A 15,538-nucleotide genomic window follows, 5' to 3' on the forward strand; every position below is an offset into this window, starting at 1 on the left:
CGGGCCCGGGCGGCCGCCGCGCACAATGTCATAAAATGATTCTTTAAGGGCCTTTCCCTACCGTTGTCCATGAACGCCCCCCTCGCCAGCCAAATCCTGTCCGCGGCGATCCCGCCCGCGGCCACATCTCGCCTACGCGAAATCCCGTACAACTACACGTCGTTCTCCGACCGTGAGATCGTCGGCCGCCTGCTGGGCGACGATGCCTGGCAGTGGCTGACCGACCTGCGCGGCGAGCGCCGCACCGGCCGCTCGGCGCGCATGCTGTACGAAGTGCTGGGCGACATCTGGGTCGTCAGCCGCAACCCCTACCTGCAGGACGACCTGCTCGACAACCCCAAGCGCCGCAGGCTGCTCATCGAGGCCCTGCATCATCGCCTGGCCGAGATCGAGAAGCGCCGCGAACCCGACGTGCCGGCCCTGGAAGGCCATGATCCGCACCGCGACGCCAAGGTGGGCGAGCTGCTGGCGCGGGCGCGTTCGGCCGTGGCGGCTTTCGAAAGCCAGTTCGACCAGACGGCGCACCTGCGCAAGCAGGCCGTGAAAGTGCTGGGCCGGTTCACTGCGCGCGGCAACATCAAGTTCGATGGCCTGTCACGCGTGTCGCACGTCACCGACGCGACCGACTGGCGGGTGGAATATCCATTCGTCGTGCTCACGCCCGACAACGAAGAAGAAATCGCTGCCCTGGTGCGCGCCTGCATCGAGCTGGGCCTGACCATCGTGCCGCGCGGCGGCGGCACCGGTTATACCGGCGGGGCCATTCCGCTGACCTGGAAGTCTGCGGTCATCAACACCGAAAAGTTCGACGCCCTGGGGCCGGTCGAGTCCTGTATTCTGCCCGGGCTGACCGAGCCGGTGGCGGTCATTCATGCCGGGGCTGGCGTGGTGACCAAGCGCGTCGCCGAAGCCGCCGAACAGGCCGGCCATGTGTTCGCCGTAGACCCCACCTCGGCCGAAGCCTCGTGCGTGGGCGGCAACATCGCGATGAACGCCGGCGGGAAAAAGGCCGTGCTGTGGGGCACTGCGCTGGACAACCTGGCCTGGTGGCGCATGGTCGATCCCGACGGCAACTGGCTCGAAGTCACTCGCCTGGACCACAACCTGGGCAAGATCCACGACGTGGACGTCGCGCGCTTCGAGCTCAAGTGGTTCGACGGCGCCGGCAAGCCGGGCGAAAAGCTCATCAAGACCGAACAGCTTGAAATCGCCGGCCGCGCATTCCGCAAAGAAGGCCTGGGCAAGGATGTCACCGACAAGTTCCTGGCCGGCCTGCCGGGCGTGCAGAAAGAAGGCTGCGATGGCCTGATCACGTCCGCCCGCTGGATTCTGCATCGCATGCCGCGCCACACCCGCACGGTGTGCATGGAGTTCTTCGGCCAGGCGCGCGACGCCATTCCGTCCATCGTCGAGGTCAAGGCCTATCTCGATGGCGAAGGCCGCGCACGCGGCGCCATTCTTGCCGGCCTGGAGCATCTCGACGAACGCTATCTGCGCGCGGTGGGCTATGCCACCAAGAGCAAGCGCGGCACGCTGCCCAAGATGGTGCTGATCGGCGACATCGTGGGCGATGACGAAGACGCCGTGGCCACTGCTGCCAGCGAGGTCGTGCGGCTGGCCAATACCCGCCATGGCGAAGGTTTCGTGGCCGTCAGCGCCGAGGCCCGCAAGAAATTCTGGCTCGACCGCTCGCGCACGGCGGCCATCGCCCGGCATACCAACGCCTTCAAGATCAACGAAGACGTGGTCATCCCGCTGTCGCGCATGGGCGAATACACCGACCATATCGAGCGCATCAACATCGAGCTGTCCACGCGCAACAAGCTCAGGCTGCTCGAAGCGCTGGACGCTTTCCTGGCGGCGCCGCTGCCCATCGGCAAGATCGAAGACGCGGAAGACGGCCCGGCCCGGGCCGAACAGCTGGCCGAGCGCACCCGCCAGGCCATTGACGTGCTGGCGCAGGTGCGGCGTCGCTGGCAGTGGCTGCTGGACAACCTGGATATGCCGCTGCACCAGGCGCTGCCCGACCTGCCGGGCCTGGGCCTGGCGCCGCTGCAGGGCGCCTTGGCCGACCGGGTGGCCGCGCAGCCCGACGTCACGCTGTTCAGCGTGCTGCAGGACCGCACGGTGCGCGTGTCCTGGAAAACCGAAGTGCTGGCGCCGCTGCAAGGCATTTTCTCGGGCAACATGGGCAAGCACGTGGTCGACGAACTCAAGGCGATCCACGCCCGCGTGCTCAAGAGCCGTGTATTCGTCGCCCTGCACATGCACGCCGGCGACGGCAACGTGCACACCAACATTCCCGTCAACTCCGACGACTACGAAATGCTGACCGAGGCGCACCAGGCGGTGGCCCGCATCATGCAGATCGCGCGCGACCTGGACGGGGTGATATCGGGCGAGCACGGCATCGGCCTGACCAAGTACGAATTCCTTACCGAAGCCGAACTGGCGCCGTTCCAGGAATACAAGCGGCGCGTCGATCCGCGCGGCCACTTCAACGCGGGCAAGCTGATGCCCGGCGCTGACCTGCGCCATGCCTGGACCCCCAGCTTCAACCTGATGGGCCACGAATCGCTGATCATGCAGCAAAGCGATATCGGCGCCATTTCCGAATCCATCAAAGACTGTCTGCGTTGCGGCAAATGCAAGCCGGTTTGCGCGACCCACGTGCCGCGCGCCAACCTGCTGTATTCGCCTCGCAACAAGATCCTGGCGACCTCGCTGCTGGTCGAGGCTTTCCTGTACGAAGAGCAGACCCGCCGCGGCGTCAGCCTGAAGCACTGGGAAGAATTCGAAGACGTCGCCGACCACTGCACGGTCTGCCACAAGTGCTACAACCCTTGCCCGGTGGACATCGACTTCGGCGACGTATCCATGAACATGCGCGCGCTGCTGCGCCGCATGGGTCGCAAGTCGTTCAACCCGGGCACCGCGGCGGCAATGTTCTTCCTGAATGCCAAGGACCCGGCCACCATCAACGCCACGCGCAAGGCCATGGTGGGCGTGGGCTACAAGGCGCAGCGCCTGGCACACGACCTGCTGTCGGGCATTGCGCGCAAGCAGACGGCGCATCCGCCGGCCACGGTGGGCAAGCCGCCGTTGCGCGAGCAGGTGGTCCACTTCGTCAACAAGAAGATGCCGGGCGGCCTGCCCAAGCAAAGCGCGCGCAAGCTGCTGGACATCGAAGACGCCAATTACGTACCCATCATCCGCGACCCCAAGGCCACCACTGCGGATACCGAGGCGGTGTTCTATTTTCCGGGCTGCGGATCGGAGCGGCTGTTCTCGCAAGTGGGGCTGGCCACGCAGGCCATGCTCTGGCATGCGGGGGTGCAAACCGTGCTGCCGCCGGGCTACCTGTGCTGCGGGTATCCCCAGCGCGGCAACGGCATGAACGACAAGGCCGAACAGATCATCACCGACAACCGCGTGTTGTTCCACCGCGTGGCCAATACGCTGAACTACCTGGACATCAAGACCGTGGTGGTCAGCTGCGGCACATGCTATGACCAGTTGGCGGGCTACGAATTCGACAAGATCTTCCCGGGTTGCCGCCTGATAGACATCCACGAATACCTGCTTGAAAAAGGCATCAAGCTCGACGGGGTGCAGGGCGTGCGCTACGTGTACCACGACCCCTGCCATACCCCCATGAAGCTGCAGGAGCCCATGAAAACGGTGCGTGCGCTGGTGGGCGATGGCGCGATCAAGACCGACCGGTGCTGCGGCGAATCCGGCACGCTGGCGGTGACGCGCCCCGATGTGTCTACCCAGGTGCGCTTTCGCAAGCAGGAAGAACTGAACAAGAACCAGGCCGCCGTGCGCCAGGATGGCTACGCGGGCGAGGTCAAGATGCTGACGTCATGTCCGTCGTGCCTGCAGGGCCTGTCGCGCTATCAGCAGGATACGTCCATGCAGGCCGACTACATCGTGGTCGAAATGGCTCGCCACATCCTGGGCGAGCAATGGATGGAAGACTACGTCCGGCGCGCCAATGCCGGCGGCATCGAACGCGTGCTGGTGTAAGCCGCTGCCGTGCGCGTAGCCATAATCGGGGGCGGCCCGGCGGGCCTGATGGCGGCCGAGGTCCTGGCGCGCCGGGGCATACAGGCCGACGTATACGACAGCATGCCGTCGGTGGGCCGCAAGTTCCTGCTGGCGGGGCGCGGCGGGCTCAACCTGACGCATAGCGAACCTGCGGGGCGCTTCAGCCAGCGATACGGCGCGCGCAGCGCCGCCGTGGCCGGCTGGCTGCGGCACTTTGATGCCGACGCGATGCGCGAATGGGCGCATGGGCTGGGCATAGATACGTTCGTCGGCTCGTCCGGCCGGGTGTTCCCGCGCGAAATGAAGGCGGCCCCGCTGTTGCGAGCCTGGCTGTCGCGGCTGCGCGCGGCCGGCGTGCGCCTGCACATGCGGCACCGCTGGACGGGCTGGCCCGACGCCGCCGCGGCCGCGGCGCACACGCTGCACTTCGATACTCCGCAGGGCGCCGTGGTGGCGCAGGCCGACGCCGTCGTCCTGGCGCTGGGCGGAGCAAGCTGGGCGCGCCTGGGCTCGGACGGCGCCTGGGTGCCCGGCCTGCGGGCGTGCAGGGTGGACGTCGCGTCATTGCGGCCCGCCAATTGCGGCTTCGATGTCGACTGGAGCGCTCATCTGCGCGAACGCTGCGCCGGCATGCCCGTGAAATCCGTGGCCATGGCGCCCGACGACCATGGCGCGCCGGGCACATGGCGGCGCGGCGAGTTCGTGTTGACCGCCACCGGGGTCGAGGGCAGCCTGGTCTATGCCTTGTCCGCGCCGCTGCGCGACGCCATCGATGCGCGGGGCGCGACAGTGGCGTGGCTGGATTTGCTGCCCGATCTGTCTGCCGACCGCGTGGCCGCCCAGGTGGCGCATCCGCGCGGTGCGCGTTCAATGGCCAGCCATCTGCAGAGCCGGCTCGGGCTCAAGGGAGTCAAGGCGGCTTTGCTGCGGGAATGCGCCGAGCCCCAGGCCTGGAGCGATATGGCGCTGCTGGCCCGCTGCATCAAGGCGCTGCCGGTGCGCCTGCTGCGTGCCCGCCCGATCGACGAGGCCATCAGCAGCGCGGGCGGTGTGACCCTGGAAGCCCTTGATTCCGGCCTGATGCTCAAGGCGCTGCCCGGCGTCTTTTGCGCCGGCGAAATGCTGGACTGGGAAGCGCCCACGGGCGGCTATCTGCTGACCGCCTGCATGGCCAGCGCCGTGGTGGCCGCCGAAGCGGTACACGCCTATCTGGACGCGCCCCTGGCCGCCTGACGGCGTACCAGGGGTGTCAGGCTTGCGGCACGGTGCGCACCGCGATGCCGGCTTTTGACAAGGCATCGCGCAGCGCCTGCGCGAACACCCTGGCGTTGGGCTGGTCGCCGTGGATGCACAGGGTATCCGCGCGCACCGGCACGTCGCGGCCGCTGACCGAGCGCACCACGCCGTCTTGCACCATGCGCAGCACCTGCGCCAGCGACGCGCCCACCTCTTCGATCATTGCGCCCGGCTGGCTGCGCGGCGTCAGCGAGCCGTCGTCCTGATACGAGCGGTCGGCGAACACTTCATGGGCGGCCCGCAGGCCCAGTGTTTCGGCCTCGCTGACCAGGTGGCTGCCGGCCAGGCCGTACAGCACCAGGCTGGCGTCGACATCGCGCACCGCGCGGCAGATGGCCTGCGCCAGCGCCGCGTCCTTGGCTGCCATGTTGTACAGCGCCCCGTGCGGCTTGACGTGGTGCAGGCGCGTGCCCTGGCTGGCGGCCACGCCGGCCAGCGCGCCCACCTGGTAAACCACCATGTCGTAGGCTTCTTGGGGCGTGATCTGCATGGTGCGGCGGCCGAAGCCGGCCAGGTCGGGCAGGCTCGGATGGGCGCCTACCGCCACGTTGCGGTCCCGCGCCGCGGTCACTGTCTTGCGCATGGTGGACGGGTCGCCGCCATGGAAGCCGCACGCGACGTTGGCCGACGTGACGAAATCCAGGACGGCCTCATCGTTGCCCATGGTCCAGGCGCCGTAGCTTTCGCCCATGTCGCAGTTAAGGTCGATGGCGGAACTCATGTGGGTGTCCTCAAGCGTGAAGCAGGACGCGCAGCGGCGACAGGGCATCCTGCAATTGGGCAAAAGCGTCTTCGCGATCGCTGTCGAGTTGTTGGGCCTCGTCCAGGTTGACGCGCGCAAAGCGCACCGCCTGACCGGGGCCCATCTGCGCCAGTGCCGGCAAATCGGCCGTGATCACCTGCGCGATCTTGGGGTAGCCGCCGGTGGTCTGGCGATCGGCCATCAGCACAATGGCTTGGCCGCCCGCGGGCACTTGTACGGTGCCATAGTTGATCGCCTCGGACAAGATCTGACGCGGGGCCGCCATGGCCAGCGGCGGGCCGTCCAGGCGGTAGCCCATGCGGTCGGATTGCGGGCTGATGCGGAATTCCGCGTGCAGCAGCTGATGGCGCGCGTCATCGGTGAACTCGTCCCAATGCGCGCCCGGCAGCACGCGGATATGACGGCGTGGCTGCACGGCCAGGGGGGAAGGCAGGTAGATGCGCAGTTGCCAGAGGCCCTGCGCGAGCTGGTCGAGTGCCTCGGGTTGCGTGGGCAGGGAGGCACGCAGGCCGATGGTGTCGCCCTTGGCCAGGGCGCGCCCCGCATGCCCGCCGAAGCCGCCGCGCAAGTAGGTGCTGCAACTGCCCAGAACGGGTTCCAGCGCGTAACCGCCATGCACCGCCAGGTAGGCGCGTATGCCGCCGTCGGGACGGGCCGTGCGAAAGGCCAGCACATCGCCGGCGCGCGCCACCAGCGGGCGATGGCAGGGCACCGGGTCGCCGTTGAGCGTGGCCTGCAGGTCGGCCCCGCCGATGGCAAAGCAGGCGGGGGCATCGAACTGCAGCGTCGGGCCGGCCAGCGTGATCTCGAGCGTGGCCAGGTCGGCCTCATTGCCCGCCAGCAGGTTGGCCAGTCGATGCGAACGGGCGTCCATGACGCCGCCCACGGGCACCCCCAGGTGCTGGCTGCCGGTGCGGCCCATGTCCTGGAAGCTGGTGAGCAGCCCGGGCTTGAGAACGGTAATGCTCATCGCGCGGCCTCGCGCAGGCGGCGGAACTCCGCGGGGCCGATAGGCACGAAACGCACGCGGTCGCCGGGTTGCAGCAGGGTGGGCGCGTCGCTTGCCGGGTCGAAGAGCACGGCGGGCGTGGCGCCGATGATGTTCCAGCCGCCCGGCGACTGGCTGGGGTACAGCACGGTCTGCCGGTTGGCGACAGCCACCGAGCCGGCGGGCACGGCGGTGCGCGGCGACGCCCGGCGCGGGATGTCGAGGCGGGCGTCGTGCACGCCCATATACGGGGCGCCCGGGGCGAACCCCAGCATGAAAACCAGGCTCTCGGCGCCGCTGTGCAATTCGATGACGGCTTCGGGCGACAGGCCGGCATGGCGCGCCACGTCGGGCAGGTCGGGGCCGTATTGGCCGCCATAGCAGACGGGAAGCTCCACGTGCCGGCCGGTCTGTGTGTCGGCCGCCACCCCCTGGGCAAGCAGCGGCTCTATCCGGGCGGCCAGTTCTTCGTAGCGCGGGCGCTGCCCGCCACCCGGCCGGTAATGCACCGCCACCGTGACGAACGACGGCACCACGTCGGTTACGCCCGGCAGCTGCGCCAGGCGCAGCGCCTGCGCGGCGGCCAGGCACAGCCGGCCGACCTCGACATCAATGCTGTCGCCAAAGCGGATCAGCAGGCAGCGATCGCCTTGCGGCTCGATACGCCATGGCGGCGCGGGGGCGGGTGGGGGCGTGGTCAACAGCTTGGCGGCCCGTAGTCGGTTACTTGGCGAAGAGGGAATCCATGTTCTTGAACGACTTGAATTCCAGCGCGTTGCCCGACGGATCGAGGAAGAACATGGTGGCCTGCTCACCCACTTCGCCCTTGAAGCGGATGTAGGGCTCGATGACGAACTTGGTGCCCGCGTCGGTCAGCTTCTTGGCCAGGGCTTCCCAGTCTTGCATCGGCAGCACGGCGCCGAAGTGGCGTACCGGCACGTCGTGCGAATCGACCGAGCTGGTGGACTTGTGGCCGCATTCGTCCGGCGACAGGTGCGCGACGATCTGGTGACCATAGAAGTTGAAGTCCACCCATTCGTCGGAGCTGCGCCCTTCGGGACAGCCCAGCAGCTCGCCATAGAAGGCGCGGGCCTCGGCAAGGTCGCGTACGGGGAACGCCAGGTGGAAGGGGGGCAGGGTTGCAGGTGTGCTCATACGGGCTCCGGATTGCGGCAAGAGTAAATCAAAATCAAGCGTCGGGGCGGGCCGCCCGGCAACGGGCACGGCCGGCTCGCGCAGGCCTATCAGTTTAGAGATTGTTTTTTTGATCCAAAAGCGATATTTTTTTGCCCTGAGCATCAAAAAAATCGATAGTGATACGCGAATTCAAAACCTTCATGGCGGTGGCGCGCGCCGGTACGTTTACGGCGGCTGGCCGCCAGCTGGGGCTGACCCAGTCTGCCGTCAGCGCGCAGATGCGCCGGCTCGAAGACTATCTGGGCGTGACGCTGTTCGAGCGCACCGCCAAATCGGCGGTACTCAGCGCGTCAGGCCGCGAGATGCTGCCACAGGCCGAAGAAATCGTGGCGCTGGCCGAACGCATCGCCGGCGCGGCAAGGGCGGGCCACATCAGCGGGCTGCTGCGCGTGGGCGCCATTGCCTCGGCCCAGCAAAGCCTGCTGGTGGACGCCCTGGTGCAGTTTCGCGATGCGTTTCCCGATGTGCGCGTGCGTATCGTGCCGGGCGTGTCGCTGTCTTTGCTGGGACAGGTCGACGCCGCGGAAATCGACATGGCCGTCCTGATACGCCCGCCGTTTGCGCTGCCGCCCGAGCTGGCCTGGCGGCCGCTGCTGCGCGAACCCATGGCGCTGGCGGTTCCCGCCGGTTTGCCTGCCCGGCCATGGCGCGAGCTGCTGGCCAGCCAGCCATTCATCCGCTACGACCGCACGTCGTTCGGCGGCCGCCTGGTGGATATGTTCCTGAAGAAGCACCGCATTGCGGTGCGCGAGGCGATCGAACTGGACGAAATGGAGGCCATCGCCAACCTGGTCAGGCGCGGCCTGGGCGTGGCGCTGTTGCCGCGCACGCGCCGCTTTGATGACCGGGGCCTGGACCTGTACGACCTGGGCGAAGCCGGCTTTACCCGCGATATCGGCCTGATCGTGCGCCTGCCGCACGACCCGGCCTCGTTGGCAGGGCACCTGGCCGAATGTCTGCTGAACGCCGCGGGCATGTCCTGCGGCGGCTAAGGCCGGCGGGCGCCAGTTTGCCCGCCGCTCAGGGCGTGCGGATCACGTCGCAGCGCACGGTGATGGGGTGGCTGCACAGCGCGGTCATGACGGCGTCGCTGACTTCGCCATCCACATCGGTGATCACGTAGCCGATCTGGCCGCGCGTCTGCAGGTTCTGGCTGAGGATGTTCAGCCCCTGATCGGCGAGCAGGCTGTCCAGGGCGCCCAGCGCGCCGGGGGCATTGCGGTGCACGTGCAGGATGCGCGCGGCGCCGGCCGGCTCCAGATAGGGCAGTTCAGGGAAATTGACGGCGCTCTTGGTTGTGCCCGATTGCAGGAAGCGCACCAGTTTCTCGGCCACTTCGCGGCCGATGTTTTCCTGGGATTCCTGGGTGCTGCCGCCGATGTGCGGGGTAAGCAGCACGTTGGGCAAGCCGATCAAGGGGCTGTCAAGGGGTTCGTCCACGCCCTTGGGTTCGACCGGAAATACATCGAGCGCCGCGCCGGCCAGATGGCCCGATGTCAGGGCGGCGTGCAGCGCGGCAATGTCCACGACGGTGCCGCGCGATGCATTGATAAGAATAGCGCCACGCTTCATGCGGGCCAGCGCATCGGCGTCGATAATGTTCTGTGTGCTCTTGCCGCCGGGCACATGCAGCGTCACGACGTCGGCTTGCTGCAGCAATTCATCGAGCGACCCTGCGGGGCGGGCGTTGCCCAGCGGCAGCTTGGCTTCCACGTCGTGATACACCACGCGCATGCCCATCGCTTCGGCCAGCGTGCCGACCTGGGAGCCGATGTTGCCATAGCCCACGATACCCAGCGTCTTGCCGCGGGTCTCGAACGCGCCGGCGGCCGACTTGTCCCAGTGGCCCAGGTGTACGCGCGCGTTCTTCTCGGGGATGCGGCGCAGCAGCAGGATGGCCTCGCCCAGCACCAGTTCGGCTACCGAGCGGGTGTTGGAAAACGGCGCATTGAACACCGGCACGCCGCGCTGCATGGCGGTGTTCAGGTCGACCTGGTTGGTGCCGATGCAGAAGCACCCCACCACGCGCAGATCGGGCGCGGCCGCCAGCGCTTCGGCGTCAAGGTGCGTGCGTGAGCGGATGCCCGCCACCTGCGCATCGCGCAGGGCCGCATGCAGTTCGGCGGGCGGCAGCGCGCTGGCGTGCGTGACGATATCGGTGTAGCCCGCGGCGGTGAAGACGTCGCGCGCGCGGGGGTGGATATTTTCAAACAGGACGATCTGGGCCATAGAAGCTTGGTGCAAGAATGGAAGGTGATGCCCGTATTGTGGCGCAGTTCGCGCGCGCAACGCACAGAGGCCATTTGGCCGGTGTGGCGATCAGGCCGCCACGATCCGTTCCGCGGGGAAATGCAGGGCAAACGTGCTGCCCTTGCCGACTTCGCTGGTGATCAGCAGTTCGGCATCGTGCCGGATGGCGATGTGTTTGGTGATGGCCAGGCCCAGCCCTGTGCCGCCGGCGGCGCGCGAGCGGCCGCGGTCGACCCGGTAGAAGCGCTCGGTCAGCCGCGGCAGATGCGGCGCCGCGATGCCGATGCCGGTGTCCTGCACGCTGAAGCGCGCCCCGCCGTCGGGTTCGCTGCGCCATTGCACGGTGATCGTGCCGCCGTCGGGCGTGTAACGCACGGCATTGGTCAGCAGGTTCGACATCGCCGAAGCCAGCTCGGTTTCGGCGCCGAGCACATCGAGTGATTCGTCGATATTCCACGAGAATTCGTGGCGCCCTCCGGACAGGGCCTCTATCTGCTCGCGCGCCCTGCGCAGCAGCGCGGGCAGGTCCACGGCGTGAGGGTCCGATCCCGGCGAGGATTCCAGCGTCGACAGTGTCAGCAGGTCTTCCACGATGGCCTGCATGCGGCGCGCCTGCTCGTGCATCAGGCCCAGGTATTGTTCGCGCTGCGAGTCGTCCAGGGCCTCGGGCGGCATGTCGCGCAGCGTTTCCAGAAAACCCGCCAGCACCGTCAGCGGCGTGCGCAGTTCGTGCGATACGTTGGCCACGAAATCGCGGCGCGTGGTCTCAAGCTTTTCAATCTGCGTGACATCGCGCGTGATCAACAGGCGCCGGTTGCTGGCATACGCAGCCAGATGCATCATCATGACGCGTTCCTGGTCGCCGTGCGCCAGGCGCACCAGCACCGGTTCGGGCCAGCTGTCGCGATGCGCGTAAGCCACGAACTCCGGATCGCGCAGCAGGTTGAGCAGGTTGGTGCCCCGGTCGGCGGGCAGGCTCAGCCCCAGATGGTGCCGCGCCACCCGGTTGCACCAATCGATCTGGAAGTCTTCATTGAGCGTGACCACGCCGTCGGGCAGGGCCTGGGCAGCGGCCAGCATGCCTTGCATGGTGGCGCGCGTCTCGGCCAGTTCGCGCGCCCGCGCCCGGGTATAGCGGTAAAGCGGCGCAAGTATGTCGTCCCAGGGGCCCACGGACGCCGGCGGAGACGTTTCGGGGTGGTGCGCCCAACGCGATACCGCGCTCAGGCGCCAGCTGCGCCAGAACAACAAGCCCAGCAGGGCCGCGCAGAAGACCACCCAGCCGGCGGGTGCGCCCGCCAGCCAGTGCACAAACAACGCAAAGGCCGCCCACAGGGCGACCAGGAAAATAGTGCGCAGCCAGATCATCGTGGCGTTTTACCGTGCCGGCACTTGTGCGGTAAACCGGTAGCCGCTGCCGCGCACCGTTTCGACATGCACGTCGTGGCCGGTGGGTTCCAGCGCCTTGCGCAGGCGGCGTATGTGCACGTCCACCGTGCGCTCTTCCACGAATACGTGATCGCCCCAGACCTGGTCCAGCAATTGCGAGCGCGAGAACACCCGTTCCGGGTGCGTCATGAAAAAGTGCAGCAGGCGGAACTCGGTGGGGCCGATCGACAGCGGCTGTTCGTTGCCCGACAGGCGGTGGGTAACCGGGTCGAGCTTCAGGCCGCCCACATCGATGATGTCGTCGGTGAGCTGCGGCGCGCGGCGGCGCAGCACCGCCTTGATGCGGGCCATCAGCTCTTTGGGCGAGAAGGGCTTGGTGATGTAGTCGTCGGCGCCGGCTTCCAGGCCATCGACCTTGTCCTGTTCGGCGCCCTTGGCGGTAAGCATGATCACCGGCACCGCCCGCGTGCGCTCGTCGTCGCGCAGCTTGCGCGCCAGGCTCAGCCCCGAGGTGCCGGGCAGCATCCAGTCGAGCAGGATGAGGTCGGGCAGTTCGGCGCGGATCAGCGTCTGCGCCTGTTCAGCGTCGAAAGCGCGAAGCACCTTGTGGCCGGCAAAAGACAGGTTGACGGCAATAAGTTCCTGGATGGCGGGTTCGTCTTCGACGACAAGAATGGTGCTGGACATGGCGGTCGAGGCAGTCAATGTTCAAGTGGGCGCTTCTGCGGCGCGAACATTGCGATAGTATGGCCGGAATATTTCAGGTATGTGACCAGGCAGGGGCGGCACGGCGTTTTCGTGCCGGCCGGCCGGTGCGGCGCGGCCTCGATCGGCTACCATTGCGTCATATACCGGGATACCAGCCATGCAACAGAACCCTGCCACTCCATCCGAGCCCGAACACGGCACGACGCATTTCGGCTTCCAGTCGGTGCCCGAAACCGAGAAAGCCCGCAAAGTTGCCGAGGTGTTCCATTCCGTGGCCTCGCGCTACGACGTCATGAACGACCTGATGTCGGGCGGACTGCACCGCGTCTGGAAGGCCTTCACCATCGGGCGCGCGGCGATCCGCCCCGGCATGAAAGTGCTGGACATCGCCGGCGGCACGGGCGACCTGGCGCGCGCCTTCGCGCGGCGGGCCGGCCCTTCGGGCGAAGTATGGCTCACCGACATCAACGATTCGATGCTGCGCGTGGGCCGCGATCGCCTGACCGACGCCGGCCTGCTGCTGCCCATTGCCGTGTGCGACGCCGAGCGTCTGCCGTTTCCATCGGGTTATTTCGATCGCGTCAGCGTGGCGTTCGGCCTGCGCAACATGACCCACAAAGACCGCGCGCTGGCCGAAATGACGCGCGTGCTCAAGCCGGGCGGCAAGCTGCTGGTGCTGGAGTTTTCCCGGGTCGCCAAGCCGCTGGCCCCCGCCTATGACTGGTATTCCTTCAACGTGCTGCCCTGGCTGGGCAAGCGGGTCGCGGGCGACGAAGCCAGCTACCGCTACCTGGCCGAGTCCATCCGCATGCACCCCGACCAGGACACTCTGGCTGGCATGATGCGCACCGCCGGTCTCGAGCGCGTGCAGTACTTCAACCTGACGGCCGGCGTGGCCGCCCTGCACGAGGGCGTGCGGCTGGCCTGACCCCCCGCAGGGGGGAACTTGTCGCCCGCGGGCTTGTCCGTTATTCTCTGGGTATTCAGTTAGTTGTAAGAAACCCTCCGGCAGAGACGCCGGCCGCACTGCGGCCTGCTCGCGCCCCTGGCCGGAAGCCCCTCGCGGCGCCTCGCCCGGCGCCCGTGCCCCAAGGAGTCACATCTTATGTTTCGTTCCCGATTCACCCGGTTGCTGGCCGCGGCGCTGATCGCCGTTGCGGGCAGCGCCATGATGGCCGTGTCGTTCGACGCCGAGGCCCGCCGCATGGGCGGCGGCAGCAGCGTCGGCCGCCAGTCCAGCAACGTCATGCAGCAGCGGCAGGCCACGACGCCGCCGGCCACCACCACCAACCGCAGCGCGGCGCCCGCCACCGGCGCCGCCGCAGGCACGGCAGCGGCCGGCGCCGCCGCCAAGAGCGGCATGTCGCGCTGGCTGGGCCCCATCGCTGGCATCGCGGCGGGCCTGGGCATTGCCGCGCTCCTGTCGCACCTGGGGCTGTCGGGCGCCTTCGCCGAGTTCCTGTCCAGCATGCTGCTGATCGCGCTGGTGGTGTTTGCCGTCATGTTCATCGTGCGCCGCCTGCGCGGCGCGGGTCCGCGCACGGCCACGCAGGGCGCCTACGGTGCCCACTCGGCCCGCCAGGACGGCTCCGGCCAGTCGCAGCAGTCCATGTGGCGCCAGGCCGCCACCCCGGCGCCGGCCCAACCGGCCGCCGCGGCTTCGGCCGCCGTTGCGGCGGCTCCGGCTGCCGTTGCGCAGCCCGCCGACGGCGACACCAACAACTGGTATATCCCTGGCGACTTCAACAGCACCGAGTTCCTGGCCAAGGCCAAAGAGCAGTTCGTGAAAATCCAGGCCATCTGGGACAGCGGCGACACCGACCGCCTGCGCGAATTCCTTACCGACGACCTGATCGCCGAACTGAAGCAGCAGCTGGCCGAGCGCGGCGCCGCGCCCAACCAGACCGAAGTCGTGCTGCTCAACGCCGAACTGCTGGGTATTGAAACGGTGTCCGACGGCCACCTGGCCAGTGTGCGCTTCTCGGGCATGCTGCGCGAAGCCCCCGGCACCGAGGCCTTCCGCTTCGAAGAGGTCTGGAACCTGTTCAAGCCCCAGCAAGGCGGCTGGCTTCTTGCCGGCATCCAGCAGATTCCCGTCGAATACGCCAGCTGAGCCTGGCGTGGCGTTCCCGCGGATCGCGGCGCGGCCTGTCCGCAGCCGCCACCGCGGGCGCGGGCGGGCGTCCGACCCGGTAAACTCCGGGTTTGTCCGTTAAATCGGCCGGGCCCGCGGGCACGCCGGCCCGCCTAGCACTGATGCAGCCTTTTCCTTTTCTTCCCACCCCGGCGCGCGTGGCTGTCCGCGCGCTGAACGCCTTGCTGGCCCGCGAACCCTGGGCGCGCGAACGCCTGGAGCGCCACGCAGGCAAGACGGTGCGGTTCGTGCTCGGCGGCTTTACGGCGGGCCTGGCGATCAACAGCGACGGCTACGCCGACCAGGCCGATGCGGCCGTGGTGCCCGACGTAACGCTCACGGTCGATCCGGCCAAGTTCAATCCCCTGCGCCTGCTGCCCGGCCAGGAACGCCCCGACGTGGCCGAGGCCACGCACATTTCGGGCGAGGCCGCGCTGGCCCGGGTGGTGGCCGACCTGGCCGCCCACCTGCGCTGGGACCCCGAAGACGACCTGGCGCGGCTGGTGGGCGATATTCCCGCGGCGCGCCTGACCGCCGGCGCGCGCGCGGCCAACGAGGGCCTGCGCTCGGCCACCGCGGCCGTGGCCCGCAATGTGTCTGAATACCTGTCCGAAGAGCGCGGCGTGCTGGCGGGCGCGCCGCTGCTGGCCCAGTGGCGGCTCGACCACGCCGACCTGGTCACGCGCGCAGACGACCTGCGGCGTCGCATGGCCGCCCTGGACACACGCATCGCCCGCCTGGGCCGACAGCGGGGCGCCTGAAT

13 protein-coding genes are annotated in these 15,538 nt (G+C 68.0%); 6 read left to right on the plus strand and 7 right to left on the minus strand.

What is annotated here, in order from left to right; all coding sequences use genetic code 11:
* Positions 1–69 precede the first annotated feature (69 nt).
* Together CAL19_RS01150 and CAL19_RS01155 are read left to right on the plus strand one after the other, a co-directional pair.
* Positions 70–4,029 (plus strand): DUF3683 domain-containing protein, encoded by a 3,960-nt coding sequence (locus CAL19_RS01150; RefSeq protein ID WP_094795787.1) that lies wholly within the window; start codon positions 70–72, stop codon positions 4,027–4,029.
* Positions 4,030–4,038: 9 nt separating this feature from the next.
* Positions 4,039–5,283 (plus strand): TIGR03862 family flavoprotein, encoded by a 1,245-nt coding sequence (locus CAL19_RS01155; RefSeq protein WP_170941482.1) that lies wholly within the window; start codon positions 4,039–4,041, stop codon positions 5,281–5,283.
* Positions 5,284–5,299: 16 nt separating this feature from the next.
* Here the strand turns inward: CAL19_RS01155 and CAL19_RS01160 are convergent, their stop codons facing one another.
* From CAL19_RS01160 to CAL19_RS01175, 4 genes are read right to left on the minus strand one after another with little or no spacing between them, the layout of a single operon-like run.
* Positions 5,300–6,067 carry a LamB/YcsF family protein gene (locus CAL19_RS01160; protein ID WP_094795788.1) on the minus strand — a complete coding sequence of 256 codons (768 nt, stop codon included), beginning with the start codon at positions 6,065–6,067 and terminating at the stop codon, positions 5,300–5,302.
* 10 nt (positions 6,068–6,077) lie between these two features.
* Positions 6,078–7,079: a biotin-dependent carboxyltransferase family protein gene (locus tag CAL19_RS01165; protein ID WP_094795789.1), complete on the minus strand. Its 1,002-nt coding sequence runs from the start codon at positions 7,077–7,079 to the stop codon at positions 6,078–6,080.
* A complete protein-coding gene (gene pxpB, locus CAL19_RS01170; protein ID WP_432759156.1) occupies positions 7,076–7,798 on the minus strand; it encodes a 5-oxoprolinase subunit PxpB in 723 nt (240 codons plus the stop codon). Before pxpB ends, CAL19_RS01165 begins: the two co-directional genes overlap by 4 nt.
* Before the next feature lie 22 nt (positions 7,799–7,820).
* Positions 7,821–8,252 (minus strand): VOC family protein, encoded by a 432-nt coding sequence (locus tag CAL19_RS01175; protein WP_026639446.1) that lies wholly within the window; start codon positions 8,250–8,252, stop codon positions 7,821–7,823.
* Between the two features lie 158 nt (positions 8,253–8,410).
* On the opposite strand from CAL19_RS01175, the gene CAL19_RS01180 reads away from it, so the two are divergent.
* Positions 8,411–9,286 (plus strand): LysR family transcriptional regulator, encoded by an 876-nt coding sequence (locus CAL19_RS01180; protein ID WP_094795790.1) that lies wholly within the window; start codon positions 8,411–8,413, stop codon positions 9,284–9,286.
* A gap of 28 nt (positions 9,287–9,314) precedes the next feature.
* Here CAL19_RS01180 and serA read toward each other — a convergent pair whose 3' ends face one another.
* From serA to phoB, 3 genes are all read right to left on the minus strand, one after another.
* Positions 9,315–10,523, minus strand: a complete 1,209-nt coding sequence (gene serA, locus CAL19_RS01185; protein WP_026639444.1) for a phosphoglycerate dehydrogenase — start codon at positions 10,521–10,523, stop codon at positions 9,315–9,317.
* Between the two features lie 90 nt (positions 10,524–10,613).
* On the minus strand, positions 10,614–11,912 hold the full coding sequence (gene phoR / locus CAL19_RS01190; protein WP_094795791.1) for a phosphate regulon sensor histidine kinase PhoR: 1,299 nt from the start codon (positions 11,910–11,912) through the stop codon (positions 10,614–10,616).
* 9 nt (positions 11,913–11,921) lie between these two features.
* Positions 11,922–12,620: a phosphate regulon transcriptional regulator PhoB gene (gene phoB / locus CAL19_RS01195; protein ID WP_026639442.1), complete on the minus strand. Its 699-nt coding sequence runs from the start codon at positions 12,618–12,620 to the stop codon at positions 11,922–11,924.
* Between the two features lie 178 nt (positions 12,621–12,798).
* On the opposite strand from phoB, the gene ubiE reads away from it, so the two are divergent.
* The 3 genes from ubiE to CAL19_RS01210 all read left to right on the plus strand — a co-directional run bounded on the left by ubiE (position 12,799) and on the right by CAL19_RS01210 (position 15,536).
* Entirely contained in the window at positions 12,799–13,569 is a 771-nt protein-coding gene (ubiE, locus tag CAL19_RS01200; RefSeq protein WP_094795792.1) for a bifunctional demethylmenaquinone methyltransferase/2-methoxy-6-polyprenyl-1,4-benzoquinol methylase UbiE, read from the plus strand.
* Positions 13,570–13,746: 177 nt separating this feature from the next.
* Complete coding sequence (locus tag CAL19_RS01205) at positions 13,747–14,754, plus strand: Tim44 domain-containing protein (RefSeq protein WP_026639440.1); 1,008 nt, start codon at positions 13,747–13,749, stop codon at positions 14,752–14,754.
* Positions 14,755–14,897: 143 nt separating this feature from the next.
* Positions 14,898–15,536 (plus strand): ubiquinone biosynthesis accessory factor UbiJ, encoded by a 639-nt coding sequence (locus CAL19_RS01210; RefSeq protein WP_094795793.1) that lies wholly within the window; start codon positions 14,898–14,900, stop codon positions 15,534–15,536.
* The last annotated feature ends 2 nt before the right edge of the window (positions 15,537–15,538 follow it).

This window comes from Bordetella genomosp. 7, assembly GCF_002261265.1.
Lineage (GTDB): Bacteria > Pseudomonadota > Gammaproteobacteria > Burkholderiales > Burkholderiaceae_B > Bordetella_A.